This window comes from Nocardiopsis sp. iso_237, assembly GCF_056173345.1.
The window spans coordinates 4,506,095-4,532,398 of sequence record NZ_CM149669.1 but is presented as its reverse complement, the minus strand read 5'-3'; the positions used below and the strand labels follow the sequence as shown (position 1 = coordinate 4,532,398).

Below are 26,304 nucleotides of genomic sequence, written 5' to 3'. Positions count from 1 at the left end.
CTATAGGATCGGACAGCGAAGGACGAACCGGGCGGAGGGGTGACGTGGACGTGCGTCAGCTGGAGTACTTCCTCGCCGTCGTCGACCACGGCGGGGTGAACCGCGCCGCGGCCGCCCTCCACCTGTCCCAGCCCTCCCTCTCCCAGGCGATCCGCACGCTGGAACGTGACCTGGGCAGCGACCTCTTCCACCGGATCGGCCGCCGCCTCGTGCTCAGCGACGCCGGACACGCGCTCGTTGAACCCGCCCGCGAGGCCGTGCGCGGACTCGACCTGGCCCGCTCGGCGGTGGAGGCGGTCCGGGGGCTGCGCCGGGGCCGCGTGGACGTGGCCGCCCTGCCCACCCAGTCCATCGAACCCCTCACCGGGCTGGTCGCGGGCTTCACCGAACGCCACCCCGAGGTGTCGGTGTCCATCCGGGGCGCCCTGACCAACCGGGACGCCGTCCAGATGGTCCGCACGGGTGCCTGCGAGCTCGGCGTGGTCGCCACCGACACCCCGCTCCGGGACACCGAGGTGCACGTCCACCCGCTGGTCCGGCAGGCCTTCGTCCTCCTCGCGCCCCGGGGCGGCCCGTTCTCCCCGGGTGCCCCGGTCCCCGTCGACGAGCTGACCGGGCACCGCCTGATCGTCGGCCACGAGGGCTCGGGCATGCGCCGGTTCGCCGACCGCCTGCTGGCCGAGGGCCTGGACGCCCACATCGCCGTGGAGAGCGAGCACCGGGTGTCGATCCTGCCGCTGGTCCTGGGCGGTGCGGGGCTGGCCGTGGTCACCGACGCCTGGCGCGGCCTCGCCGAGCAGGCCGGGGTGCTCGTCCTGGACCTGGTCCCCACCGACCACCTGCACGTGGCCCTGATCAGCCGCCGGGGCCCGCTCACCGCCGCCGCCCGGGCCTTCGTCGAGCACGCCGCCGCCCGGCCGTGAACCGGGCCGTTCAGCCGGTCATGTCCATCTCCGCGACGACCCTGGTCGGACGCACCCGCACCACCAGCTCACCGGCCACGCCGTTGCGGCGACCGTACTCCTCGGCCAGGTCCGCGCCCATGTACCGGGCGGCGATGGCGGTGGCCGTCCGGAGGAGCTCGCCGGGATCCTCGGACACCTCGGCCACGCCCTGGACCTGGACGAAGCCGTACGGGGGCTCCTCGCGGTCCACCACCAGCGTCAGCCGGGGGTCGCGCGCGAACGCGTGCCCCTTCGCACTGTTCCGGCCGGTGTTGAACACCAGGCCGTCCTCGTCGATGGTGAACCAGATCGGCGCGGCCAGCGGGCGGCCGTCGGAGGCCGTGTAGGCCACCTTGCCCGTGCGCGTGCCGTACAGCAGGAAGTCGCGGACCTCGGGATCAGTCAGGGAGCTCATGGCCCCAAGGTAGGACGCGATCCGCCGCGCCTCCGGTCCGACACGCTCACACCGCTGCGGGGAGACGCCGGGGCAGGGGCCCCACGCGTGGGGCCCGGCGCACCGGTACGTGGGCGTCGGCCCTGGTCGGGCCGGAGAACACCGCCTCCAGCGGCAGCCCCAGGGCGTCGGAGACCGCACCCGGCGCGTCCCCCGGCACCGGCTCCAGCACCGGGCGCGCGGCGCCCAGCAGACCGGTGAGCCGGGCCTGGCGGGCCAGGTCGGGGGAGGCCCCCGGCGCGATCCGCACCGGGCTCCCGTCCGCGAGCTCGTAGCCCACGCACCAGCGCAGGTCCCGCCCGAGCCGGGCGGGGGCGTCCGCGTGCGTGACCACCAGCGCGTCCACCCCCGCCGTGGCCTCCAGCGCGTACCGGAGCGCCACCAGGTCCAGGTGGCCCACCCGGAACCCGCCCTGCCACGGGTGCGCGAGGTTGTGCCGGTCGGCCAACCGCTCGGTGAGCCCGGCGTCCTCGGTCACCAGCGGCCCCGCCCCGTGGCGGGTCGCGAAGGTGCGCGTCACCCCGATCCGCCGGGCCCGCCCCGCCATCCCCGCCTCCGCCAGCAGCGCCAGCGGGTTCACGGCGGTGGTCGTGGACCAGGTGGTGTACGGGTGGAAGCCGTGCCACTCGTCCAGCAGCACGCCCTGCGCACCCTCGAAGACCACCGGTGTCCGGGCCAGCAGCCGGGGCAGGTACCGCTCGTCCACCAGCCGGACCCGCTCGGCGAAGGCACGGTAGGCGGCCAGGCACGCGTCCGGGTCGGGCCGGGGCTCCCGATCCGCGCCGCCGCCCCCGTCCTCCGCCTCGGACAGCACCGGCGCCAGCCGCTCCGCCAACCGGTCCAACTTGCGGCGGAGCACCGCCGGGGACGCGCAGTCACCCACGGTGGGCGCGTCCTCCGGGTGCTCCAGGGAGTAGGCCATCGTCTCGCCCACGCCCATCCCGCACGAACCGTGCCGGTCCCGGCCGCGGGCCCGCTCGCGGGCGCGGTTGGCGGCCGCGTGCCAGGGAGTGCTGATCAGCGCGCGCCGGTCCACCGTCACCAGGGAGAGCGGATCCGCCACCCCCAGGGAGGACAGGTGCTCCGCCTCGGCGGCCAACGCGAAGGGGTCCACCACCGCGAACCGGGACAGGTGTGTGGGCACCGGACGGCCCGGGGCGAGCGTGCCCGCCCCGAACTGCGCGAACGTGTGGTGCCGACCGTCCGGGGTCACCACGTTGTGCGCCGCCTGCGCGCCGCCGTTGGCCCGCACCACCGCGCCGTACCCGCCCCCCGAACACAGGAGGTCCACGGTCACGCCCTTGCCCGCGTCGCCGAACCCCAGGTCCACCACGATCGCGTGCTCGCCGGGTCCAGTCCGGTCGTTCACAGCCGGTCCACCCCCGCGCCGTCACCGGCCAGCCCCTCCAGGCCCGAGGAGGTGGCGACCGCTCCGCGCCCGCGAGCCAGCGGCCGCAGGGCCCGGCCCACCACGTCGGCCTGGTCCGATCCGGCGTCGGCCAGGTCCCGCAGCCCCTCCTCCAGATCGATGGCCTCCTCACCCAGGCCCACCGTGACCGCGATCGTCTCGCAGACCGCGTCGAGGTCGTCCAGCAGGACGAGGTTCTGGCCCAGGTGCCCCTCCCAGAACTCCCGGACCCGGTCGTCCCGGAAGTGGTGGCTGCCGGTCGGCATGAGGAAGTACACCTCGTACTTGCGCCGCAGCTCCTCCAGGATCGCCGGGAGGGTGACGTTCTCGTCGAGGTCGTCACCGATCACGTCCCGGACCTCCCGCGACTTGACCGCGCCGTAGGCCATCTCGTCGCCCACGATGAACAGGTAGCCGCGCCGCCCCCGCTTCTCCAGGCAGTCCAGGGCGGTGTGCCGGGCCATGAAGTACATCGCCAGCTCGTAGGACTCGGTCATCTGACCGCCGCCCCCGCCCTCCAACAGGATGTTGCCGAGGTCGTCCTCCAGCTCGTTGCCGGACTCGAACTGGCCGACCTGGAGCGGCACGCGGTCACAGGTGGCGTCACCGATCGCGCCGAACAGGATCTGCGGGTCCTCCACGTACCCCCGGCGCAGCAGCAGTCCGAACAGGTCGGGGAGCTTGGCCTGGAGGGCGCGGGGCACGCGCCCCATGGAGCCGGTGACGTCGAAGAGGACCGACACCGCCAGCGAGTTGGGGTGGGCGTCGGAGTCACGGCTCTCACGGACGCCCACGCCGTGCGGGTCGAGCGACGGGTGGGCCCGCCACTGGTCGCGCGGGGCGGTGGTGACGTCGTCGTGGTAGTCGAACCCGCTGCTGCCGGCCGAGGCCTGGTAGGCCCGTCGGGCGTGGTGGGCGTCGGTGGACCAGTTACTGCTTCCCATCGTGGTCTCCTTCTGTTCCTGTGTGGGGGTGGGTCGGGATCTGGGCGGGCATGGAGAAGGGGCGGAACCGGCGCGGGCCGAAGCACCGCTCCAGCGCCTCGTCGACCTCGTCGAGCAGGGCGAACGCGTCCCCGGGCCGCCGGTCGGGGGAGGTCAGCGTGCAACCGCGCGCCAGGGCCCGCAACGGTCCGGGCAGGCGGCCGCCGGTCACGAACTCCACGCACCGGGTGGCCATGTACACGTCGGTGGCGGGCACGGCCGGGCCGCGCCGGGTGACCTCGGGCGGATACGCCTCCTCGCGGTGCGGCACCATCGCGGGCACGTGCGGCGCGGTGCGCGCCTCGGCGAAGGTGACGGAGTAGCACCAGTCCACGAGGACGACACCGTGCGCCTCGGGGTGGACGAGGACGTGTTCGGGGACGACCGCGCCGTGCACGACCCCGGACCGGTGGGCGTTGCCCAGCGCGACCAGCAGGCGCCGCCACATCCACGCGGCGTCGCGCGGGTCGATCCCGTCCGGGTACGCCCGCCGCACCCCGGCCAGGCTGTGGAAGCCGGTCAGGAGGCCCAGGACGTTGCCGCGCCGCTCCACCCCGGTGGCCGCGTCGCGGTGGCGGACCGACTCCACCAGTTCCGGGACGAACGCGCGGTACGCCGCGGCACCGCGTTCCCTGATCCGGCGCAGCGCGGTGGCCTCGGCCAGGATCAGGTCGTTGTCGCGCGTGGCCCGGGGGAGTTTGAGTACCCCGTCCCGCCAAGGGCCGTCACGGTCGCCCTCCCGCCACCGGACCGGGTGGAGGTCGGCCACGTCGCCGCTGGCCAGAGCCCCGCCCCGGCTGACGTGGTAGGCGCGCTTCCGGGTCACCAGGGTGAGGTCGTCGAGTCCCAGGTCCCCTTCGGCGGCCAGCCGGTAGCGCCGCCAGGCCTCGGTGAGCCCGGAGAACCCGGCCGCGGCCTCGGCCGTACGGGTGGCGGGAGCGGTGTCCGGGTGGAGCAGCCGGGCCAGGCGCCGGTACGCGGCCGTGGCGGCCGGGGGGACCGCCCCGCCGTCGACGGGCAGGGGGCCGAACAGCGCGCCGGGGTCGGCCGCGAGGGCGAGGTCGCGCAGGGCGGAGTCGAATCCGTCATGGGGGTGTCGCTCCTGGTCCATCCTTCTCCCTTCCGAGGGTGTGGCCCGGCGAGTGTTCACCGGTCCGGGCTCACTGGGCGCCGCGCAGCAGCGGCGGGTGGAGGAGGGCCGCGCCGCCCGCCCGGTACAGCCGGGCACGGCGCCCGCCCCCCGCGCCCCCGCGCTCGGCCAGCTCCCCGGTGTCCTCCACGAACCCCGGGGTGGCCTGGATCTTGCGGTGGAAGTTGGCGGCGTGCAGGGTGCGCCCCCACACCGCCTCGTACACCCCGCGCAGCGCGGAGACGGTGAAGGTGGGGGGGAGGAAGGCGGCGGCCAGGGCGGTGTACTCCAGCTTGGAACGGGCGCGCTCGACCGCGTCACCGAGGACGCGCGCGTGGTCGAAGGCGAGGTCGTGCCGCTCCTGGGAACCGTCTCCGTGGCCGAGCGCGGTCCACGGCACCCAGGCCGCCTCGGCCGTGTCGCGGCCGGTGTGCGGGTCGGGCAGGTCGGGGGCGAGCACCATGTACGCCACCGAGACCACCCGCATGCGCGGGTCCCGGTCGATCGCGCCGTAGGTGCCGAGCTGTTCGAGGTGGAGCTCGGCGGGCAGCGGGGTCTTCTCCGTGAGCACGCGCAGGGCGGCGTCGGGCAGGTCGCGGTCGGCCGGGCCCCGCGGACCGTCCTCGGCCCGGACGAACCCGCCGGGCAGGGCCCACCGTCCGAGCTGGGGCTGTCGGGTGCGTCGGCCGAGCAGGACGTGGGGGAGGCCGTCGCGGATCGTCATCGCCACCACGTCCACGGTGACGGCGACGGGCGCGAAGGCGTGCGGGTCGTAGCCGTCGAGGTACCTGCGCTCGTCGGCCGCGTCGTAGCGGTCCGTCCCCGCGCCCGTCGGCTCGTCGATCCCCTCGGACACTGCTTCCCCCAAGTTGTTCTCATTCTGAGTTTTTCTCGATGTGAGTCGAACTTAGCACCGACCGGTCCGTCCGTCCACCCCCCGAGTCCACGGGCCGACACGCCGCCCGTGGCGGACGATCCCGTCGGAGCCCGCCGCTAGCATGGTGCGAACGGACGTTCGAGAACGGCGTCCGCGAGACGGTCGAACGAAGGAGCGGGTGGGGACGTGCGCGTGCTGGGGATCGACCCGGGGCTGACCCGCTGCGGGGTCGGGGCCGTGGAGGGCGCCATCGGCCGCCCCCTGCGCCTCCTGGCGGCCGACGCCATCCGCACCAGCCCCGACACCCCGCTCCCGCAGCGCCTGGTGGAGGTCGAGCGCGGCATCGAGGAGTGGCTGGACACCTACGAACCGGACGCCGTCGCCGTCGAACGCGTCTTCGCCCAGCACAACCTCAGCACCGTCATGGGCACCGCCCAGGCCAGCGGCATCGCCCTGGTCTGCGCCGCCCGGCGGGGCCTCCCCGTGGCCACCCACACCCCCAGCGAGGCCAAGGCCGCCATCACCGGCAGCGGCCGCGCCGACAAGAAACAGGTCGGCGGCATGGTGGCGCGTATCCTCGGACTCGACGGGCCGCCGAAACCGGCCGACGCCGCGGACGCCGTGGCCCTGGCCATCTGCCACATCTGGCGCGGCGGGGCCCAGGCCCGGGTCGCCCAGGCCCAACAGGACTTCGCCCGCAAGGTGGAACTGGCCCGCCGCACACGCGGCCGCTAGCCCCCGAGCGGCGATCGCCACAGGCAGCAGCACCCCCAGGAAGGAGACGGGCACCCCTCCCGGTGCCCCACACGAGATGATCGCGTTCCTCACCGGCCGGGTGGCCGCACGCGGCGCGGCCAGCGCCGTGATCGACGTCGGCGGGGTCGGCATGACCGTCCAGTGCACCCCCTCCGCACTCTCCCGACTCCACGTGGGGGAGGAGGGCACCGTCGCCACCAGCCTCGTAGTCCGCGAGGACTCCCTCACCCTCTTCGGGTTCGCCGACGACGACGAGCGGAACCTCTTCGAACAGGTGCAGACAGCCTCCGGCATCGGACCCCGCATCGCCCTGGCCATGCTCGCCGTGCACAGCCCCGACAGCCTCCGCCAGGCCGTGGCCACCGAGGACACCACGGCCCTGACCCGCGTGCCCGGCATCGGCAAGAAGGGCGCCCAGCGCATCGTCCTGGAACTGCGCGGCAAGCTCGACGCCCCGGTCATGACCGACGGCACCCTGCCGCCCGCCGACGGACCCCAGGGCATGGAACCCCACGGGGCCTGGCGCGGACAGGTCGTCTCCGGCCTGGTCAACCTCGGCTGGTCCAGCAAGGACGCCGAGGCCGCGGCCGCCGCCGTGGCCGCCGAGGCCGAGGACACCAACGACGTCACCGTGCTGCTGCGCAGCGCCCTGCGCAGGCTCAGCCGCGCCTAGCCCCCAACGGGAACCGGAGGGAGAACACCCGTGTACGAGCGTGACGCCGTCTCACCCGAGGCCGACGTCGAGGAACACCAGATCGAGGGTGCGCTGCGCCCGAGGAACCTGGACGAGTTCGTCGGCCAGCACCGGGTGCGCGAACAGCTCTCCCTGGTCCTGCACAGCGCCCAGCGCCGGGGCCGCGCCCCCGACCACATCCTCATGTCCGGCGGCCCGGGCCTGGGCAAGACCACCCTGGCCATGATCATCGCCGCCGAACTCGGCGCGCCCCTGCGCATCACCTCGGGCCCGGCCATCGAACGCTCCGGCGACCTGGCCGCAGTGCTCTCCACCCTCCAGGAGGGAGAGGTCCTCTTCCTCGACGAGATCCACCGCATGGCCCGCCCCGCGGAGGAGATGCTCTACGTCGCCATGGAGGACTACCGGGTGGACGTCGTGGTCGGCAAGGGGCCCGGCGCCACCGCCATCCCGCTCGACATCGCCCCGTTCACCCTGGTCGGGGCGACCACCCGCGCGGGCATGCTCCCGGCACCGCTGCGCGACCGCTTCGGCTTCACCGCGCACATGGACTTCTACGAGCCCGACGAGCTGGAACAGATCCTGCACCGCTCCGCCGGGCTCCTCGGCGCCCCGCTGGAGGGCGACGCGGCCCGCGAGATCGCCGGTCGCTCGCGCGGCACCCCCCGGATCGCCAACCGCCTGCTGCGCCGCGTACGCGACTACGCGGAGGTGCGCGGAGGCGGGCACCTCACCCTGGGCAACGCCCGGGCCGCCCTGGAGCTGTACGAGGTGGACGCCCTGGGGCTGGACCGCCTGGACCGGGCCATCCTGGACGTGCTCATGAACCGCTTCCGGGGCGGGCCGGTGGGGCTGTCCACGCTCGCCGTGTCCGTGGGCGAGGAGGCCGAGACGGTGGAGGTGGTCGCGGAGCCCTTCCTGGTCCGCTCCGGCTTCCTCGCCCGGACCCCGCGCGGCCGCGTGGCGACCCCGATGGCCTGGGCGCACATGGGGATCACCCCGCCGCCGGACGCCGCCTTCGGCGCCGCTGCCGACCCCGCCGCCAACGGCGCCGGGAGGGCCGGTCAGGGCACCCCGGCCCCCTGACCGGGGCGGGAGGCCTCCCCGCGGGTCCCCGCCGGGGCGCGTGGGGGCGCGTGCGCGAACCGGGTCCGAACCGTTAGCGCTCCGACCCCGGGCGGTGGGTCGCCGGTGACCGGCGCCACGTAAACTGTGTCGAACCAGCCACGACGGGGCAGCGTCCCCGTCCTGGCGTCGTCGGACACCGGCGGAACGAGTTGGCTCCCCCGAGCGTTGTAGGCATCGGGTACGACTCCGGCCGCCGTGGTCGGTCGGCCCGAGAAGGTGGTCGTCGCGGTGTCCGAACCGGCAGACGTCGGCCACACGAAACGTCAGGAAGGACGCCCCCGTGCAGGGCATTTACACTCTCGCCGACGCGGCCCAGCAGGAGGGCAGCATCTTCAGCATGATGCTCCCGTTCGTGCTGATCCTCCTGGTCTTCTGGCTCCTCTTCTGGCGCCCGAACCAGAAGCGCCGCCAGCAGGAGACGCAGATGCAGAGCTCCCTGGTCCCCGGCGTCGAGGTCATGACCAAGGCGGGCATCTTCGCCACCGTGGTGGAGATCCACGACCAGGACGTGCTGCTGGAGATCTCCCCGGGCACCCGTATCCGGATGCTCAAGGCCGGTGTCGGCGAGGTCATCACGCCCGCCGCCGACGACACCCCGGTCGAGGACCGTCCCGACTTCGGCGACGACGACAAGCCCAAGGGATAACACCGGGCCGGGCCGTGCCCCGGCTCGCCACAGACTTCGGTACCGGCCCCCTCCCGGGGCCGGTACCGCTGTGTCCCGGCCACCTCCGCCCGCAGTTCCGCCAGACCGGACCCACCACAGAAGGCCCCGCCACCCATGTCCCACGACACCGCGACCCCGGACGTCCCGGACGCCGCCGACCTCGACCTGATCAGGGCCCACGTCCGCGACGTCCCGGACTTCCCGCACCCGGGCATCCTGTTCAAGGACATCACGCCCCTGCTCAACCACCCGGAGGCGTTCGCCGTCGCGGTGCGGGCCCTGGCCGCGCCGTTCCTCGACAGCGGGATCGACCATGTCGTCGGGCTGGAGGCGCGCGGGTTCATCTTCGGCGCCCCCGTCGCCATGGCACTGGACGCGGGCTTCGTTCCGGCGCGCAAAGCCGGGAAACTGCCCTCGGAGACCATCGACCAGGCCTATGATCTGGAGTACGGCACCGCGACCGTCGAGATCCACGCCGACGCGATCACCCCGGGCGGCCGTGTGCTCATCGTCGACGACGTCCTCGCGACCGGCGGGACCGGCAGGGCCGCGGTGGACCTGGTCCGCAAGGCGGGTGGTACGGTCGTGGGATTCTCCGTCCTGATGGAGCTCTCCGCACTGCGGGGGCGGGAGAAGATGCCCGACGTGGAGCCGCGCACCCTCCTTTCGGTCTGAGGCCGACCTCGCCTGACTGTCGCCCCCCACGGGGGAATACCTCGACAGTTCGTCCTTGTTGACGTACTCCAGCACTCGGTGTGACGCACCTGGTGATCTGCGTCACCAGGCGTACCTACGAGTCGGTACCGGGGACACGAGGCGCCTGACCGCTCCCCGCGCAGGTGGGGAGTGGTCCCCACTAGACTGGCGGGCGAGGGGACCGCGGCGGCCGCGTCAACGACTGGCCCTGATGACACGCACGTGCACCGGAGGCGAGCCGGACGGCGACGTCGGCTCCACCGGGAGGAACCGCGGGAGGTAGGCATGCCAAGCGAAGTGGTCTCGACCGGGGCTGTGTCCGATCAGGGGTCGGGCGGGCAGACCCCCGAGACGCGGACGGCCGCCACCCCCCAGGAAGAAGCCACCACCACGCGGTCGGAGCGTGCGCAGGGCACCGACAGACCACAGAAGGACCGCCCGGAGGGCGCCGCGCGTGACGCGGCGCCCTCCGACGTCTCGGGGCCGGGTGCCCCGGGGGGTCAGGCGGCCACCACACCCTCCACCGTGCGAGTACGCCGAAGGCTCGCCCGACTCGGGGCCCAGCGGGGAGTGACGATGAACCCGGTGCTCGAACCACTGATCAAGACCGTGCGCGCCACCCATCCCAAGGTGGACGTGCGGCTGATCGAACGCGCCTACGAGGTCGCGGCCCACCATCATCGCCACCAGAAACGCAAGAGCGGCGACCCCTACATCACGCACCCCCTCGCCGTGGCCACCATCCTCGCGGAGCTCGGCATGCAGGAGGCCACCCTGGCCGCCGCCCTCCTGCACGACACCGTCGAGGACACCGACTACTCCCTCGACGAGCTGCGCGCCGACTTCGGTGACGAGATCGCGGAGCTGGTCGACGGAGTCACCAAGCTGGACAAGGTCAAGTACGGCGAGGCCACCCAGGCCGAGACGGTCCGCAAGATGGTCGTGGCGATGGCCCGCGACATCCGCGTGCTGGTCATCAAGCTGTGCGACCGCCTGCACAACATGCGCACCCTGCGCTACCTCCCGGCCCGGGCCAAGCGGGAGAAGAAGGCCCGCGAGACCCTGGAGATCTTCGCTCCGCTCGCCCACCGCCTGGGCATGAACACCATCAAGTGGGAGCTGGAGGACCTGGCCTTCGCCACCCTCTACCCCAAGCGCTTCGACGAGATCGCCCGCCTGGTCTCCGAGCGGGCCCCCCGCCGCGACGTGTACCTCCAGGAGGTCATCGAGGCGGTCTCGGCCGACCTGCGCGAGTCCAAGCTCAAGGCGACCGTGCGTGGCCGACCCAAGCACTACTACTCGATCTACCAGAAGATGATCGCCCGCAACGTGGGCTTCGACGAGATCTACGACCTCATCGCGGTGCGGGTCCTGGTGGACAGCGTCCGGGACTGCTACGCGGCCCTGGGCACGATCCACGCGCGGTGGAACCCGGTCCCCGGCCGGTTCAAGGACTACATCGCGATGCCGAAGTTCAACATGTACCAGTCGTTGCACACGACGGTCATCGGCCCCTCCGGCAACCCGGTCGAGCTCCAGATCCGCACCCGCGCGATGCACCGCCGCGCCGAGTACGGCATCGCCGCGCACTGGAAGTACAAGGAGGACCGCAACTCCTCCGGTGCCGAGGCCAAGCCCAAGGGCACCACCGACATGCAGTGGCTGCGCCAGCTCATCGACTGGCAGCAGGAGACCAAGGACCCGGGCGAGTTCCTGGAGTCGCTGCGCTTCGACCTGTCCGTGCAGGAGGTGTTCGTCTTCACCCCGGGCGGCGACGTCATCTCCCTGCCGCAGGGCGCCACGGCGGTCGACTTCGCGTACGCCGTGCACACCGAAGTCGGCCACCGCACCGTGGGCGCCCGGATCAACGGACGCCTGGTGCCGCTGGAGAACGAGCTGCACAACGGCGAGACCGTGGAGATCCTCACCTCCAAGGACCCCGACGCCGGGCCCAGCCGCGACTGGCTCAACTTCGTCAAGAGCGCGCGCGCCCGCAACAAGATCCGGCACTGGTTCACCAAGGAACGCCGCGAGGCCGCGATCGAGCAGGGCAAGGACGAGATCGCCAAGTACATGCGCAAGCAGGAGCTGCCGGTCAAGCGCCTGTTCAACGGGGAGGCCATCATCGCCCTCGCCCGCGACCTGCGCTATCCGGACGTCGACTCCCTGTACGCGGCCGTGGGCGAACGCCAGGTCAGCGCGCAGAGCGTGGTGGGCAAGCTCGTGGAGTCCATGGGCGGGCTGGACAGCCACGCGGAGGACCTCGCGGAGTCCTCACTGCCGACCAAGGTGGCGACCAGCCGCCAGCGCGCGGGCAACCCGGGCGTGGTCGTGGCCGGAGGCGACGCCGACGTGTGGGCGCGCCTGTCCAAGTGTTGTACGCCCGTGCCCGGTGACGAGATCGTGGGCTTCGTGACCCGGGGCAACGGGGTCTCGGTGCACCGCGCGGACTGCGTCAACGCCGCGAGCCTGGACCGCGAGCGCATGGTGGACGTCGAGTGGCGCCCCACCGAGGACTCGATGTTCCTGGTGGCGCTGCACGTGGAGGCCCTGGACCGCTCCCGTCTGCTGTCCGACATCACCCGGGTGCTCTCCGACCAGCACGTGAACATCCTGTCCGCGACGGTGCAGACCAGCCGGGACCGGGTGGCGCAGAGCCGCTTCACCTTCGAGATGGCCGACCCCACGCACCTGGGCAGCGTGCTGCGCGCGGTCCGCGGGGTCGACGGCGTCTACGACGTCTTCCGCGTCCGCAACTGACCCGCGGCCGCCCCGCGAGGGCGGTGCGGCCCGGAAAACCGGTGGAGCGGGGAGGTCCCGGGAGCTAACGTGCCTGGGACCACTCCGAGGGAAGGCAGCCCCCCATGCTCCACATCCGTCCGCTCCGCCCCGAAGACGGGCGTTCCCTGGAGGCGCTGGCCCAGCGCCTGTGGCCGACGGCCCCGCACCCGGGCGGGCTCGGCTGGCAGCTGGCCACCGAGGAGTTCACCGGTGGGAACGCGGCCGTGGCCGAACGGGACGGTGAGATCGCGGGCTGGGCCGTGATCGAAGGGCCCGACGCCCTGCGTGCGCTGGCCACCGTCTCGGCCGTGGGTGCCTCCCGCGATCCGGAGGCCGGGGCCGCGCTCCTGGACTGGGCTCTGACCCGAACCGGTGACGCCGCCGTGGAACTCCTGGCCTTCGAGGGGGACACCGTGCTCCGCGACCTCGCGGAGAAGGCCGGTTTCGCCCTCGGGAAGGACAACACCTTCGGTGAGTGGATGGGCCGCGCCGCCACCGAGGAGGAGATCCGCCTCCCCGACGGGTACCGGATCCGCCCCGTCCGTGAGGACGAGGAGGAGGCCCGCGTGGCGTGTCACCGCACCGCCTGGAAGCCCTCCGACCTCCCCTGGCCCGAGCGCGTGGGCACGGTGAACCCGGACCTGACCAGCCGGTTCAGCCGGGAACGGTACGACAGCACCCGCGCCGCGCTGCTGTACGACCGCGAACTCGACCTGGTGGTGGAGGCCCCCGACGGGTCGCTGGCCGCCTGCTGCGTCGTCTGGTGGGACCCGGAGAACCGCTGCTCGGAGATCGAACCCCTCGGCGTGGTCCCCGCGCACCGGCGCCGGGGCCTGGCCGTCGCGCTCGCCCTCACGGCGTGCGCCCTGACCGCGCGTCGGGGCGGCGACCGGGTGTACATCAACACCACACCGAACGAGGCCTACCCGACCCCGGCCATGACCTACGCGACCGTGGGCTACACAACGCTCGACCGGGGCACGGCCCTGCTGCGCCCCGCGCGCTGAGCCCCCACGGCGGAGCCCCGGCCACCCGCTTCGGGTGACCGGGGCTCCGTGCGCGGTACTACAGACGGATCGTCGTGGACCGCACGATCTGGAAGACCGGGTGCCGGTCGGCCTCGGCCTCGAACGCCTGCTCCGGGGCCTCCGGAGGAGCGTCGAAGTACGGGCCGACGACCGCGGACCGGGGGTTGTCCAGGTACTCCTTGAGTACCGGAGCCGCCTCGGCCGGGCCCAGCTCCCGCACGCTCACCAGCTCGATCCAGCCGCCCTGGCGCAGGGTCGCGAAACCGTCCTTGCGGATGTTGCGCACCCAGTCGACCTCCCCGTACGGGGAGACCAGGTACCGGCCGCTCTCACTGTCCAGGACACTGAGCGGGATGGTGCGCAGGAAACCGGAGGTGCGCCCACGCGTGGTGAGCAGGTGCAGCTCCGGCGGGCAGGCCCCGTACTTGACGAAGCCGCTGACGAAGGCGTTGGCGGTCCGCCGCAGTTTCGTCATCTCGAACCGCTTCGTCGGTTCGTTCACCATCTTCGGCAACTCCCTCGATCGGATGCTCCCATTGTGATGGTTTCCGGCGACCGATGGCACCCGTGGGCGCGCCCCCGGTCTAGCGGAACGCCGAGACGCCGGTCACGGACTGGCCGATGCTCAGCGCGTGGATCTCCTCCGTGCCCTCGTACGTGGCCACGGTCTCCAGGTTCACCATGTGCCGCATCACCGGGTACTCCAGGGTGATCCCGTTGGCGCCGTGGATGCCGCGCGCCGTCCGGGCCACCCTCTGGGCCGCCGCCACGTTCGCGAACTTGCCGAAGCTCACGTGGTTGTGGTGGCAGTTCCCCTCGTCCTTGAGGCGACCGATCCGCAGCGCCGTCATCGCGGCGTGGTTGACGTCCACGACCATGTCGGCCAGCTTGCGCTGGGTGAGCTGGAACCCGCCGATCGGCCTGCCGAACTGCTCCCGCGTCCTCGCGTAGTCCAGGGACGCCTCGTAGCAGGCGCGGGCGGCGCCGGCCACGCCCCACACGATCCCGTAGCGGGCCTCGTTCAGGCAGGAGAGCGGGGAGCCGAGACCCTTCGACCCGGGCATGACGGCGTCGGCGGGCAGCCGCACGTCCTCCAGGACCAGCTCGGAGGTGATCGAGGCGCGCAGCGACAGCTTCCTGTGGATCACGTTGGCGGAGAACCCGGGGGTGTCCGTGGGCACCACGAAGCCGCGGATGCCGTCCTCGGTGGCGGCCCACACCACGGCGACGTCCGCGACCGAGCCGTTGGTGATCCACATCTTGGTGCCGTTGAGGACCCAGTCCGACCCGTCGCGGCGGGCGCGCGTGCGCATGGAGCCGGGGTCGGAGCCGGAGTCGGGCTCGGTCAGCCCGAAGCAGCCGATCGCGTCACCGGCGGCCATCCTCGGCAGCCACTCGTTCTTGTGCTCCTCCGAGCCGAACTTGTGGATGGCGGCCATGGCCAGCGAGCCCTGCACGGACACGAAGCTCCGCAGCCCCGAGTCCACGGCCTCCAGCTCCCTACAGGCCAGGCCGTAGGCGACCGCGCTGGAGCCGCCGCAGCCGTACCCGTCCAGGTGCATGCCGAGCACGCCGAGGTCACCGAAGGCCTTGGCCAGACCGCGCGGGTCCGGGAGGGTTCCGGCCTCGAACCAGTCGGCCACGTTGGGCAGGAGCTCACGGGTGGAGAACTCGCGGACGGCGTCGCGGATGTCGCGCTCGGTGTCGGAGAGCTCGGCGTCCACCGCCAGGAAGTCGAGGGGGTCGGGGGCGGCGGCCCTGCGCTGGGAGTCGCTCATGGTGGGTGTCCCTTCGTGGTGCTTGCGTGTGCGGGGTCGGTGCCGGGGCGGGGCCCGGCTCAGCCGACGTCGGTCTGTTGGACGGCGCCACTGGTCAGGAGCGCCGCGATCCGCTCCGGGGTGAGGCCGAGCTCGGTCAGGACCTGTGCCGAGTGCTGTCCGAGCAGCGGCGGCGCGGTCATCGGCACGGGGGTGTGCTCCATGCGGAACCCCGCGCGGACCTGCTCCAACGGCCCGGCGGTGGGGTGCTCCACGGTGCGCAGGACGTCGTCGCCGTTGGCGTCCGCGGTGCGCAGGGCGTCCAGCACCCCGCGGACCCGGCCGGCCGGGACCCCGGCCTCGACCAGGACCCGCATCCAGTCCTCGGCGGGCCGCTCCCGCAGAGTCGCGGACAGCTCCGCGACCAGTTCCCCCCGGTGCGCCACCCGCTCCGGGTTGGTGGCGTACCGGGGGTCCGCGCCCAGGTCGGGGCGGTCGATCGCGGCGCACAGACGCTGGTAGAGGGCGTCGTTCCCGGCGGCGATCACCACCTCGGCGTCCTTGGTGGGGAACACCTGGTACGGCACGATGGTCGTGTGGGCGTTGCCCACGCGCGCCGGTTCGGCCCCGGTGACCAGCGCCTGCTGCGCGAGGTTGACCAGGCTGGACAGGGTGGAGTTGACCAGGGAGACGCTGATGTTCTCACCGCGCCCGGTCACCCGGGCCCGCATGAGCGCGCCGAGGATGCCCACGGCAGCGTTCAGGCCGGTCAGGACGTCGGTGAGCGCCACACCCACCTTGCTCGCCGGACCGTCGGCGGGACCGGTGGTGGCCATCAGCCCGCTCTCGGCCTGGACGACGATGTCGAACCCCGGGCGGGTGGCGGGTTCGTGTTCGGGGCCGAAGCCGCTCACGGAGCAGTACACGACGGCCGGATTGCGCGCGCTCACCTGCTCGTAGCCCAGTCCGAGCCGGTCGATCACCCCGGGCCGGAAGTTCTGGATCACCACGTCCGAGGTCGCGCACAGCTCCTGGACGGCGGCCAGCCCCTCGGGGTCCTTCAGGTCGACGGCCAGGCTGCGCTTGTTCCGGTTGACGGACAGGAAGTAGGCGGCCTCGCCGGGGGAGTGGTCCGCCCGGTGCTCCTCGGTGGGTTCGGCGTAGGGCGGGCCCCAGGACCGGGTGTCGTCACCCCGGCCGGGCTGCTCCACCTTCACCACCTCGGCGCCCATGTCAGCGAGCAGCATGGTGGCGTAGGGGCCCGCGAGCACCCGGGACAGGTCGGCGATCCGCACCCCGGCCAGCGGGAGCGGGGCTCCCGGACCGGGAGCGGGATCGGGTGGGGAACTGGTCTCACGCATGGGGGGTCACTCCTCGCCGTCGGACGGGCTCTCGGGGTCCACGGGGCCGCAGGGCAGCTGGTCGCCGTCCCGCAGCTGGTAGTAGGTCTCCAGGCAGCGGCGCAGCGCGGTGGTGAGCGCGGCGCCGGACTGGCCCGCGTAGCGCGTCTGGACCCGCTGGACGATCTCCGCGATGTCCTCGGTCACCGAGGCGCCCTCGACCAGGGCACGGAAGAAGTCCTTGGCCAGGTCGGTCAGGAGGGTGGTGTCCGCGGCCACGATCCGGCCGTCCGCGGAGTCCACCGCGAGCACGACACCGAGCCGCTGGTACTGGGAATGGCTCGCCACCGAGTCGGGAAGACGGGCGTAGCCGGAGATGAGCACGACCCTGGGGTCGCGGAGAAGCTGCTGAACACGGTCGTCGCCGTACAACGGAAAAGCACCTCTTGTCTGCGGGCACGCGAAAACTCCAACTCACTGGAGTCTCGCGTCTGAAGGGCGGCCGGGGGAAACCGGACACCCGCGACGTGAGGGCAGTTCTCGATCAGTATGGCCCAGCCGGGACGGTCGGTGTCAAGGGCGGGGGTGGTCCAGGGCACACGAGCACACGGATGCGCGCCACGGGAGCCCTGTGTTACATTTCCGCTCAGGTCACGAGTACCAGCGACAAGCCCCGGCTAGCTGGTCGGCAACCCTCCTTCCGCGGTGGGGTGCCCCGGGTGAGGACCAGGTCCCGACACGACCGTGTCAGACAAGCGCGGACCCCTGAGGCGCAGCCGTCATCGGCGTACCCCGTGGGTCCCACGACCCGCAGAAGAGGTGCCCCATGACCACTGTCATCCCGTTCGACTCCACGCGCTCCAGCCGTTCCGCCGCCCGGGACGCGGCCCGCGAGGCCGAGGCCCGTACCGAGTGCGCGATCGTCACCGCCGAGGGCGGGGTCCCCCTGGTCACCGGTGAGCGCGTCGACTATGCCAACTTCGACTACGCCGCCAGCGCCCCCTGCCTGACCAGCGTCGCGGACGCGCTCGCCGCCGCCCTGCCCTACTACGCCAGCGTCCACCGGGGCGCCGGGCACCACTCGCAGGTCAGCACCGACGCCTACGAGCGCGCCCGCCGGAGCGTCTCCCGGTTCCTGGGCGTGCGCACCGAGGCCGACGCGTACGGCTCCGCCGACGCCGTCGTGTTCGTGCGCGGCACGACCGACGCCGTCAACCTGCTGGCCCGCGCCGTTCCCGAGGGCTGCACCGTGGTGGTCTTCGAGTCCGAGCACCACGCGAGCCTCCTCCCGTGGGAGCACCCGGCCTCACGCGCCGGGAAGGTCGTCCGGCTGCCCCTGCCCGCGTCGCCCGAGACCGCCGTCACCGCCGCCCGGACCGCGCTCGCGGAGGCGCCCGAGGGGCCCCGGCTGCTGTGCGTCACCGCCGCCTCCAACGTCACCGGCGAGATCTGGCCGGTCGAGGAGCTGGTCGAGGCCGCCCACGCCGAGGGCGCCCGCGTGGTGGTGGACGCCGCCCAGTACGTGCCGCACCTGCCGTTCAGTCTCTCCGGGACCGGGGCCGACTACGTGGCGCTGTCCGGGCACAAGCTCTACGCCCCCTTCGGGTCCGGGGTGCTGGCGGGCCGCGCCGACTGGCTCGGCGACGCCGCCCCCTACCTCGCCGGCGGGGGAGCGACGCGCCGGGTGACCGAGCACGACGTCCAGTGGAACGACCTGCCCGCGCGGCACGAGGCGGGCAGCCCGAACGTGCTGGGCGCCGTGGCGCTGGCGGCGGCCTGCGACACCTTCACCACCGAGACGCTCTCGCTCCAGCACATCCGCGAGGCCGCCCTGCTGGAGCGCCTGCGCTCCGGGCTGGGCGAGATCGACGGCGTGCGCGAACTGTCCCTGTGGGACGCCGAACACGCGCGGGTGGGGATCGTGTCCTTCGTGGTCGACGGCCTGCCCGCCGACCTCCTGGCCGCCGCCCTCTCCGCCGAGTACGGGATCGGCGTGCGCGACGGCCTGTTCTGCGCCCACCCGCTCACCACCCACCTGCTGCCCGAGGGGCACGAGCAGGCCGTGCGGGCGAGCCTGGGCGTGGGGACCACCGAGGAGCACGTCGACCGTCTGGTCGGCGCGGTGGCGGACCTCGTGGCCCGTGGCCCGCGCTGGGAGTACGCCGACTGCGACGGCCGCCTCGCCCCGGTTCCGGACCCCCGCAACGTCCTCTGAGGCCCCCTTCTCGCCCGGAGTGTCCGGAATCGGAGTATTCGGGACCTCGGACTCATGGAACTTCACTACGCATGACCCCACATTCGACGCACTGGGTCACATTTCACGCGGGGGTGTGCCGGGGATCACGTTCCCAGGCGGTACTATCGGGCCCTGACGGTGGGGCGCGCCGTCGCCGGGCCCGACCGGTCCGTACCGACGCGGCGTCCCGCCTCCCGCGAGCGAACCGGCTGGGGGAGCGTGATCGTGACGGACGTACGAGGACCCAAGACAGGTCCCCTCACGGCCGTGTTCCGAGCGTCCGAACCCCCGCGCGTCCCCGAGCAGCCCTCACCGGTGGTCAGCCTCGGCTCGCGCACCCGCCCGCCGGACCCGGCCGAGGCCGAACGGGTCCGCGTGCACCAGGCCTTCCTGGGCCGCGTCGTCGACTACCTCTGCGCGGACGCCGGGATCCGCCAGTTCGTGGACTGGGGCTGTCCGGTGCCCGGCACCGCCGAGCGCGTCCGCCGGGCCAGCGCCGACGCCACCCTGGTGCACCTGGCGCCGACCGGGACGGCGGGGGTGCTGGCCGCCCCCGCGCGCAACGCGACCGTCCTGGCCGGGGACGGCTCCGGCGACTCCGGGACGGACGCCGTGCTCCGACGCCTCCACACCAGCGGGCTCGTCGACTTCGACGAGCCCGTCGCCGTACTGATGACCCGTCCCGGCACGGAGCAGGACCCGCCCGCCGGGCTCGACACCCTGCACGGCATGATGCGCGGCGGCGGATACGTCGCCCTCACGTCCACGGCTCCCCGCCCCACGGCGGAGCGGGCCTTCGCCCCCTTCCTCCCCGTCGAACCGGGGGTCGCCGACCTGACCTGGTGGCCCTACCCGGACGAGGACGTGTCCGCCCCGGGGTGTGGAACCCTGGGCGGACTGGGCCGCGTGCCCAGGCGAGGAAGGGGAGCGACGCGATGGCGCTGAACTGGAACGGTGAGATCCTGGCCCAGATGAGGTTCTACTGGGACTTCTCCCTGTGGCCCAGGCTGGAGGGGCTGACGGACGCCGAGTTCTACTGGGAGCCCGTCCCCGACTGCTGGACGGTGCGCCAGCTGCCCGACGGCCGCCACGCCCCGGACGGTGCCTATCCGGAACCCGTGCCGCCGCCGGTCACCACCATCGCCTGGCGGCTGGGACACATCGTGGTGGACGTGCTGGAGGCCAGGATCAACTGGCACTTCGGGGACCGGACCGCCAGCCGCGACAACATCGACTGGCCCTCCACCGCGGCCGAGGCCAGACAGCGGCTGCGCAGGGCCTACGTGACCTGGTCCGACCACGTCCAGGAACTCGACGACGACGACCTGGCCGAACCGGTGGGCGGCGCCGAGGCGGCTCAGTGGTCGGACTTCCCGCTGGTCGTGCTCATCCTGCACCTGAACCGCGAGTTCATCCACCACGGCGCCGAGGTCGCCCTCCTGCGCGACCTGTACCGGGCCCGCTTCGGGGAGAGCGCCGGTCCGTGGTCGGAACCGGTCGCCTAGAGCACGTGCGGCGGGTCCACCCGGACCTGCACGAGGTGTTCGTCCCGGCGCGCGCTGCGCGCCGAGGCGGCAGCCTTCAACGCGCGGGAGAGGTCACCGATCGCCCCGCGCGGCACACGCAACAGCGCCCGCTCGGTCACGTGGTCACCGTTCTCGCCGGTCTCGGAACCGACCGGCACCGGTCCCAGCAGTTCGGCGGACTCGGGCAGCCGGATCTGGTCCAGCAGCTCACGCACGTGCTCGGGGGCCCCGGTGATCGAGGCCATCGACACCGCCGGAGGGAAGCCCAGCCCGCGCCGCTCGGCCAGCTCCCGTTCGGCGAACCCGCCCGGGTCCCAGCGCACGAGCGACTGCACCACCGGAAGTGACGCGTCGGCCGAGACCACCACGGTGCCGCCCGGCCGCACGAGCGCGGCCGCGTTCAGCCAGCGGCGCAGCGCCTCCTCCGAGGCGCGCAGGTCCGCCCGGTTGAGCAGTGCCCAGCCGTCCAGGAGCACCGCGGCCGCGTACCCGCCCTCCGGGACGACCGGCTCCGCGCCGGGGGTGGAGACCACCAGCGACGGCCGGTTCGGCACCTCGGCCAGGACCTCGTCCCGTCCCGAGGTGCGCACGGTCAGGGACGGGAAGGCCCGGCCGAGCTCCTCGGCGGTCCGGCGGGCACCCACCACCACCGCCCGCATACGGGTCACCCCGCACTCGGAGCAGGCCCACTGCCCGGCCACCCGGCCGCACCACCCGCAGGAGGGCACGGCGTGCGCCTCGCGGATGGCCAGCGGCCCGTGACAGGCCCCGCAGCGGGCCGGTTCGCGGCATCCGGCGCAGGCCAGGGCGTTGAGATAGCCCCGACGCGGCACCTGGAACAGCACCGGGCCCTCCCGCGCCCCCTCCCGGGCCGCCTTGAGCGCCAGGCTCGGCAGCCGGGCGGAGCGCGCCGCCTCGTCCCGGGCCAGTTCGCGGTCGTCACCGGCGGGTTTGACCACCGGCGCCCGGCCGCGCAGGGTCGTCCGGTCGGAGACCAGCGGGAGCGCCCACCCGGACTCCACCAGCAGCTGGGCGTCGGTGGTGCGGGTGTGTCCGCCGAAGAGCGCTCCGGCACCCGACATGTGCGCGCGCATCGCGAGGACCGTGCGGGCGTGCGGATAGGGCGCGTGCGGGTCCACGTGCACGTCGTCCCCGTCGTCCCACAGCACCACCAGGCCCAGATCGCGCACGGGCGCCAGCAGGGCCAGGCGCGAGCCCACCACCACCCTGGTCCGCCCGTGCAGCACCGACAACCAGCGCCGATAGCGCGGGGTCGGGCCCAGGTCGGCGGGGAGCGCGGCGTGGCGTCCCTCGCCCAGGAGGCGCGTCAGAGCGGCGTCCACGGCCTGCACGTCACGGCTGTTGGGGACCACGATCACCGTGCCGCGACCGGCGTCCAGTGCGGCCCCGGCGGCCACCGCGATGGCGTCGGCCCACTCCGGGCCGGGCAGGGCGTTCCAGACAGCGCGGGCCGGACGCCCCTCACGCAGGGCCTCGACGAACGCCGGACCCTCCGGATAGTCCCGCCAGGGCCCCGGGTCCGCCGCCGTGTCGTCCCGCTCCGGGCCGGTCTCCTCCTCCGGCGGGGCCTCCCGCTCCACCTTGACCCTGCGCGGCGGTATGGCCAGCTTGGCCACCTCGTTGAGGGTGCCCGCGTACCGGTCCGCCACGGCCCGGGCCAGCTCCAGGATCTCCGGGGACAGGACCGGTTCCGAGGAGACGACCGAGTCCAGATAGGCGAGCCGCCCGGCGAAGTCCGACCGCTCCACCCGCTCCGCGAGCAGCCCCGCCAACAGGCGCCCGTTGAACATGACCTTCACCCGGCAGCCGGGCACCGCGTCGGCGTCCTGGTCGCTGGAGACCTGGTAGTCGAAGTAGCGGTCCAAGTGGGGGAGCGGTGTGTCCACGATGACGCGCGCCACCGGAAGGCTCGCGGCGGGCCTTCGCGGTTCGGGGCGGGACGCCTCCCTGGCCCTGGCCTTGGCCAGCGCCTTGGGGTCCAGCAGTTCCGACACGTCGAAGAGGCCGTCGTCGGGCTGGTCGGGCTGCTCAGTCATCACCCTTGGTTTACCAGAACCCGCCGACAACACCGCCTTTCCCGCTCGGGAGACCCCGCTGGTACTGGTAGAACAGTGATCCGTAGGCGCAGCGGAGGGGACCCGAACATGAAGCTTGTCTTTGCCGGAACGCCGGAGGTGGCGGTGCCCTCGCTCCGGGCGCTCATCGACTCCGAGCACGAGGTCGTGGCGGTGGTCACCCGACCCGACGCGCGCTCCGGCCGTGGGCGGAGGGTCTCCGCCAGCCCCGTCGCGGAACTCGCCGAGAGTGAGGGCATCGAGGTCCTCAAGCCCGCCAAGGCCGGGGACCCCGAGTTCCTGGCCCGCCTGTCGGAGATCGCCCCCGACTGCTGCCCGGTGGTGGCCTACGGGGCCCTGCTGCCGCAGTCCGCGCTGGACGTCCCCAAGCACGGCTGGGTGAACCTGCACTTCTCGCTGCTGCCCGCGTGGCGCGGCGCCGCCCCGGTCCAGCACGCCGTCCTGCACGGCGACGACGTCACCGGAGCCTCCACCTTCCGGATCGTCAAGGAGCTCGACGCCGGACCGGTCTACGGCACCCTCGCGGAGACGGTCCGCTCCACCGACACCAGCGGAGAACTGCTCGGGCGCCTCGCGGAGTCCGGCGCGGGACTCCTGCTCCGCACCGTCGACGGCATCGCCTCCGGGGAGCTCAGCCCGGTCCCGCAGCCGGACGCCGACGTGTCCTACGCGGGCAAGCTCACCACCCTGGACGCCGAACTCGACTTCACCGCGCCCGCCCAGCGCGTGGACCGGGTCGCCCGCGCCTGCACGCCCGCTCCCGGCGCCTGGACCACCTTCCGGGGCACGCGCCTCAAGCTCGGCGCGGTGCGGCCCGTCACCGACGCCGACCGGCCCGACCTCGACCCCGGCCAGCTGCACGCGGACAAGAAGCGCGTCATCGTCGGCACCAGCACCCACCCCGTGGAGCTCGGCCTGGTGCAGCCGCAGGGCAAGAAGGAGATGGCCGCCGTGGACTGGGCCCGTGGCGTGCGTCCCACCGACGACGACCGACTCGGCCGCTGAGCTGCCGTACTCTCGGATCTGGCGTGCGTGAGCGTGCGTCGGCACCCGTCCCCGGCTTGTTGAGGCAGAGCACACGTTGAGCGAGCAGTCCCGGTCCCGGAACCAGCGTCCCCGTAAGGGTGGAAAACCCAGGCAGGGCGGTGGCCACCGGACCGCTCCGCCCCAGCCCCGGGACCCGGCCCGCCGGGTCGCCTACGACGTGCTGCGCGCGGTGGAGCAGCGGGACGCCTACGCGAACCTGCTCCTGCCCGCCCAGCTCGGTGAGCGCGGCATCCACGGCCGGGACGCGGCGCTGGCCACCGAGCTCACCTACGGGACCCTGCGCCACCAGGGCACCTACGACGCGATCCTGGAGACCTGCGTCGACCGTTCGCTGGCCTCGGTGGACGCCGAGGTGCTGCCCCTGCTGCGGCTCGGCTCCCACCAGCTGCTGTCCACGAACATCCCGCCGCACGCCGCCGTCAGCGAGACCGTGGACCTGGCCCGCCGCGTGGTGGGCCAGCACCGGGGCAAGTTCGTGAACGCGATCCTGCGCAAGGTGAGCGCCCGCGACCTGGACGCGTGGATCGCGATCGTCGCCCCCGACCGCGAGCGCGACCCCAGCGGCTACCTGTCCGTCGTGCGGAGCCACCCGCGCTGGGTGGTCAAGGAGCTGGCGCGCGCCCTGGGGGAGCGGGCCAAGGACGGCCTGGAGCAGACCGAGAGGCTGCTGGTCGCGCACAACGACCGCCCGAGGGTCACCCTCGTGGCCAAGCCGGGCCGGGCCAAGGTCGCGGACCTGGAGGAGTCCGGGGCGCTGCCGGGCCGCTACTCGCCCTTCGCCGCCTACCTGCCCGAGGGGGATCCGGGGCTGATCCGCGAGGTCCGCCAGAACCGGGCCGCCGTCCAGGACGAGGCCAGCCAGCTGGTGGCCCTCGCGCTGACCCGGGTGGACGCCAAGGGCAGCGACGGCCTGTGGCTGGACATGTGCGCGGGTCCCGGCGGCAAGGCCGGTCTGCTGGCCAGCATCGCGGGCCAGGGTGAGGCCCGCCTGGTCGCCTCGGAGCTCCAGCCCGCCCGTGCGGGCCTGGTCGCCGACGCCGTGCGCCGCGCCCCCCGCGACGCGGGCCGCGCAGTCGTCGCCGACGGCACCCGGCCCGCCTGGAAGCCGGGCTCCTTCGACCGCGTGCTCGCCGACGTGCCGTGCACCGGCCTGGGCGCCCTGCGCCGCCGTCCGGAGTCCCGCTGGCGCCGGGGCCCGGAGAACGTCACCCAGCTCGCCCCGCTCCAGCACGACCTGCTCACCCGGGCGGTCGAGTCCGCGCGCCCCGGCGGCGTGGTCGCCTACGTGACCTGCTCGCCGCACCTGGACGAGACGGACGGGATCGTCCGGAAGGTGCTGGCCGAACGCGAGGACCTCGAACTCCTTCGCGCCCCGGACTACCTCGACGAGGTCCCCGACCTCGCCGCCGGGCCCGAGGGGAAGTACGTCCAGTTCTGGCCGCACGTCCACGGTACGGACGCCATGTTCCTCGCCCTCCTCCGCCGCAAGCCGGAGTAGCGGACCGACCGTACGCGCCCCTTGGGACGGTGTTCCCAGGGGGCGCGTTTCGGACATTCAGGAATCTACGCCGTAAAGGTGGCGGTCACGCCCCGCCGGTCGCGACGACCACGCAGATCATGCAGGAGTTCCCCGCCTCCCGCAGCAGGTACCGGTACGACTCGGCCCGGACCTCCTCGCCGCGCGCGTCCCGATAGGACCAGCGCACGTCCGTCCACACCAGCCTCCCGGTGAGCTCCTCCACCCTGCGGATCTCGGGGGAGGCGTCGACCATCCCCTGCTTCCGGTAGCTCTCGGCCGCTCCCGTGAAGGCAGCCCTGACGTCCTCGGGCGAGGCCACCGCGATGCTCTCGACGTCCCCCGCGACGTAGGCCGGATAGCTGTAGCGCGCCGCGATCCCGTCCAGGTCACCGGCGACCAGCTCCCGGCTGTAGGCCTCCAGGAAGTCCCGCAGCCCGTCCTCGTCCAGCATGTCTCCCCCTGACTCGGTGGTACCCCCGAGGCACACCTGCCCCGAACCGGCCCGGATACACTGCTGACGTGGCAATCCAGATCTCTCCCAGCATCCTCAGCGCCGACTTCGCGCACCTCGCCGACGAGGCCGCCCGCGTCCCCAACGCGGACTGGCTGCACGTCGACGTCATGGACGGACACTTCGTCCCCAACCTCACCCTGGGCCTGCCCATCGTGGAGTCCCTCCTCAAGGCGACGCCCACCCCGCTGGACTGCCATCTGATGATCGAGGACCCCGACCGCTGGGCCCCCGCGTACGCCGAGGCGGGCGCCGGAAGCGTCACCATCCACGCCAAGGCAGCCGACGCCCCCGTGCGGACCCTGCGCGAGATCCGCAGGCACGGCGCCCGCGCCGGGCTGGCGCTCAACCCCGCCGAGCCGGTCGACCCCTACGAGGACCTCATCGGTGAGATGGACATGCTCCTGCTCATGACCGTCGAACCGGGATTCGGCGGTCAGCGGTTCCTGGACCTGGTGCTGCCCAAGATCCGCCGCGCCCGTGAACTCCTGGACAACCGCGACGCCTCGGTCTGGCTCCAGGTCGACGGCGGCGTGAGCGACGAGACCATCGAGCGCGCCGCCGAGGCCGGAGCGGACGTGTTCGTGGCCGGATCCGCCGTCTACGGGGCCCAGGACCCGGACAGGGCCATCGAGTCCCTGCGCGCCCAGGCCCGCAAGGCCAGTGCGCTCGCCTGAACCCTCCGGTAACGATCGCGGCGCGCCGGACCCGGGGGCCTGGCCACCGC

Annotated in this window: 25 protein-coding genes and 1 riboswitch; of the genes, 14 read left to right on the top strand and 11 right to left on the bottom strand. The window is 73.3% G+C overall.

Translation table 11 applies throughout. The annotated features are described in order from the left end of the window. Positions 1–44 precede the first annotated feature (44 nt). On the top strand, positions 45–923 hold the full coding sequence (locus AC0VYM_RS20635; protein WP_475454643.1) for a LysR family transcriptional regulator: 879 nt from the start codon (positions 45–47) through the stop codon (positions 921–923). A gap of 10 nt (positions 924–933) precedes the next feature. On the opposite strand, the gene AC0VYM_RS20630 is transcribed toward AC0VYM_RS20635, so the two are convergent. The 5 genes from AC0VYM_RS20630 to AC0VYM_RS20610 are packed head-to-tail and all read right to left on the bottom strand — an operon-like array spanning position 934 to position 5,774. Further along, on the bottom strand, positions 934–1,359 hold the full coding sequence (locus tag AC0VYM_RS20630) for a PPOX class F420-dependent oxidoreductase (RefSeq protein WP_475454641.1): 426 nt from the start codon (positions 1,357–1,359) through the stop codon (positions 934–936). 46 nt (positions 1,360–1,405) lie between these two features. Then, positions 1,406–2,767, bottom strand: coding sequence for an adenylosuccinate synthetase (locus AC0VYM_RS20625; RefSeq protein WP_475454639.1), 1,362 nt, complete (start codon positions 2,765–2,767; stop codon positions 1,406–1,408). Further along, complete coding sequence (locus tag AC0VYM_RS20620; protein WP_475454637.1) at positions 2,764–3,750, bottom strand: hypothetical protein; 987 nt, start codon at positions 3,748–3,750, stop codon at positions 2,764–2,766. Before AC0VYM_RS20620 ends, AC0VYM_RS20625 begins: the two co-directional genes overlap by 4 nt. Beyond that, entirely contained in the window at positions 3,737–4,900 is a 1,164-nt protein-coding gene (locus AC0VYM_RS20615) for a molecular chaperone DnaJ (RefSeq protein ID WP_475454635.1), read from the bottom strand. Before AC0VYM_RS20615 ends, AC0VYM_RS20620 begins: the two co-directional genes overlap by 14 nt. Before the next feature lie 49 nt (positions 4,901–4,949). Continuing rightward, the gene (locus tag AC0VYM_RS20610; protein ID WP_475463139.1) at positions 4,950–5,774 is read right to left on the bottom strand and encodes an NUDIX hydrolase; all 825 of its coding nucleotides are present in this window, start codon (positions 5,772–5,774) and stop codon (positions 4,950–4,952) included. Between the two features lie 207 nt (positions 5,775–5,981). Here AC0VYM_RS20610 and ruvC point away from each other — a divergent pair, with 207 nt between their 5' ends. The 7 genes from ruvC to AC0VYM_RS20575 all read left to right on the top strand — a co-directional run bounded on the left by ruvC (position 5,982) and on the right by AC0VYM_RS20575 (position 13,524). Next, on the top strand, positions 5,982–6,530 hold the full coding sequence (gene ruvC, locus AC0VYM_RS20605) for a crossover junction endodeoxyribonuclease RuvC (protein WP_431870338.1): 549 nt from the start codon (positions 5,982–5,984) through the stop codon (positions 6,528–6,530). 76 nt (positions 6,531–6,606) lie between these two features. Next, on the top strand, positions 6,607–7,224 hold the full coding sequence (gene ruvA, locus AC0VYM_RS20600) for a Holliday junction branch migration protein RuvA (protein ID WP_475454632.1): 618 nt from the start codon (positions 6,607–6,609) through the stop codon (positions 7,222–7,224). A 30-nt stretch (positions 7,225–7,254) separates the two neighbouring features. Then, positions 7,255–8,331: a Holliday junction branch migration DNA helicase RuvB gene (gene ruvB, locus AC0VYM_RS20595; RefSeq protein WP_475454630.1), complete on the top strand. Its 1,077-nt coding sequence runs from the start codon at positions 7,255–7,257 to the stop codon at positions 8,329–8,331. 322 nt (positions 8,332–8,653) lie between these two features. Beyond that, positions 8,654–9,019 carry a preprotein translocase subunit YajC gene (yajC, locus tag AC0VYM_RS20590; protein WP_017546174.1) on the top strand — a complete coding sequence of 122 codons (366 nt, stop codon included), beginning with the start codon at positions 8,654–8,656 and terminating at the stop codon, positions 9,017–9,019. A 135-nt stretch (positions 9,020–9,154) separates the two neighbouring features. Further along, positions 9,155–9,715, top strand: coding sequence for an adenine phosphoribosyltransferase (locus tag AC0VYM_RS20585; RefSeq protein WP_475454628.1), 561 nt, complete (start codon positions 9,155–9,157; stop codon positions 9,713–9,715). Positions 9,716–10,312: 597 nt separating this feature from the next. Continuing rightward, entirely contained in the window at positions 10,313–12,496 is a 2,184-nt protein-coding gene (locus tag AC0VYM_RS20580) for a RelA/SpoT family protein (RefSeq protein WP_475454626.1), read from the top strand. Between the two features lie 104 nt (positions 12,497–12,600). Further along, a complete protein-coding gene (locus AC0VYM_RS20575) occupies positions 12,601–13,524 on the top strand; it encodes a GNAT family N-acetyltransferase (RefSeq protein WP_475454624.1) in 924 nt (307 codons plus the stop codon). Positions 13,525–13,582: 58 nt separating this feature from the next. Here the strand turns inward: AC0VYM_RS20575 and AC0VYM_RS20570 are convergent, their stop codons facing one another. The 4 genes from AC0VYM_RS20570 to AC0VYM_RS20555 form a co-directional block, all read right to left on the bottom strand. Next, positions 13,583–14,050 carry a nitroreductase/quinone reductase family protein gene (locus AC0VYM_RS20570; protein ID WP_378741296.1) on the bottom strand — a complete coding sequence of 156 codons (468 nt, stop codon included), beginning with the start codon at positions 14,048–14,050 and terminating at the stop codon, positions 13,583–13,585. A 79-nt stretch (positions 14,051–14,129) separates the two neighbouring features. Further along, positions 14,130–15,323: an acyl-CoA dehydrogenase family protein gene (locus AC0VYM_RS20565; protein ID WP_475454622.1), complete on the bottom strand. Its 1,194-nt coding sequence runs from the start codon at positions 15,321–15,323 to the stop codon at positions 14,130–14,132. A 59-nt stretch (positions 15,324–15,382) separates the two neighbouring features. Next, entirely contained in the window at positions 15,383–16,663 is a 1,281-nt protein-coding gene (locus AC0VYM_RS20560; RefSeq protein WP_475454620.1) for a CaiB/BaiF CoA transferase family protein, read from the bottom strand. Between the two features lie 6 nt (positions 16,664–16,669). Further along, positions 16,670–17,074, bottom strand: a complete 405-nt coding sequence (locus tag AC0VYM_RS20555) for a DUF3870 domain-containing protein (RefSeq protein WP_475454618.1) — start codon at positions 17,072–17,074, stop codon at positions 16,670–16,672. Between the two features lie 217 nt (positions 17,075–17,291). Beyond that, a riboswitch (SAM riboswitch) is annotated at positions 17,292–17,406 on the top strand. A 62-nt stretch (positions 17,407–17,468) separates the two neighbouring features. Between AC0VYM_RS20555 and AC0VYM_RS20550 the strand changes: the two genes are divergently transcribed. The 3 genes from AC0VYM_RS20550 to AC0VYM_RS20540 all read left to right on the top strand — a co-directional run bounded on the left by AC0VYM_RS20550 (position 17,469) and on the right by AC0VYM_RS20540 (position 20,383). After that, positions 17,469–18,857 carry an aminotransferase class V-fold PLP-dependent enzyme gene (locus AC0VYM_RS20550; protein WP_475454616.1) on the top strand — a complete coding sequence of 463 codons (1,389 nt, stop codon included), beginning with the start codon at positions 17,469–17,471 and terminating at the stop codon, positions 18,855–18,857. Positions 18,858–19,103: 246 nt separating this feature from the next. Continuing rightward, on the top strand, positions 19,104–19,823 hold the full coding sequence (locus tag AC0VYM_RS20545) for an SAM-dependent methyltransferase (RefSeq protein WP_475454614.1): 720 nt from the start codon (positions 19,104–19,106) through the stop codon (positions 19,821–19,823). Then, positions 19,814–20,383, top strand: a complete 570-nt coding sequence (locus AC0VYM_RS20540) for a DinB family protein (protein WP_475454613.1) — start codon at positions 19,814–19,816, stop codon at positions 20,381–20,383. The genes AC0VYM_RS20545 and AC0VYM_RS20540 overlap by 10 nt, the downstream gene beginning before the upstream one ends. Here the strand turns inward: AC0VYM_RS20540 and AC0VYM_RS20535 are convergent. Further along, positions 20,380–22,461 carry a primosomal protein N' gene (locus AC0VYM_RS20535; protein WP_475454611.1) on the bottom strand — a complete coding sequence of 694 codons (2,082 nt, stop codon included), beginning with the start codon at positions 22,459–22,461 and terminating at the stop codon, positions 20,380–20,382. The two genes, AC0VYM_RS20540 and AC0VYM_RS20535, sit on opposite strands and share 4 nt — an antisense overlap. Before the next feature lie 108 nt (positions 22,462–22,569). Between AC0VYM_RS20535 and fmt the strand changes: the two genes are divergently transcribed. Further along, complete coding sequence (gene fmt / locus AC0VYM_RS20530) at positions 22,570–23,505, top strand: methionyl-tRNA formyltransferase (protein WP_475454609.1); 936 nt, start codon at positions 22,570–22,572, stop codon at positions 23,503–23,505. 76 nt (positions 23,506–23,581) lie between these two features. After that, positions 23,582–25,045 carry an RsmB/NOP family class I SAM-dependent RNA methyltransferase gene (locus AC0VYM_RS20525; RefSeq protein WP_475454607.1) on the top strand — a complete coding sequence of 488 codons (1,464 nt, stop codon included), beginning with the start codon at positions 23,582–23,584 and terminating at the stop codon, positions 25,043–25,045. Between the two features lie 85 nt (positions 25,046–25,130). Here AC0VYM_RS20525 and AC0VYM_RS20520 read toward each other — a convergent pair whose 3' ends face one another. After that, positions 25,131–25,517 (bottom strand): DUF6841 family protein, encoded by a 387-nt coding sequence (locus tag AC0VYM_RS20520; RefSeq protein ID WP_475454605.1) that lies wholly within the window; start codon positions 25,515–25,517, stop codon positions 25,131–25,133. 68 nt (positions 25,518–25,585) lie between these two features. On the opposite strand from AC0VYM_RS20520, the gene rpe reads away from it, so the two are divergent. Further along, positions 25,586–26,254: a ribulose-phosphate 3-epimerase gene (rpe, locus tag AC0VYM_RS20515; RefSeq protein WP_475454603.1), complete on the top strand. Its 669-nt coding sequence runs from the start codon at positions 25,586–25,588 to the stop codon at positions 26,252–26,254. The last annotated feature ends 50 nt before the right edge of the window (positions 26,255–26,304 follow it).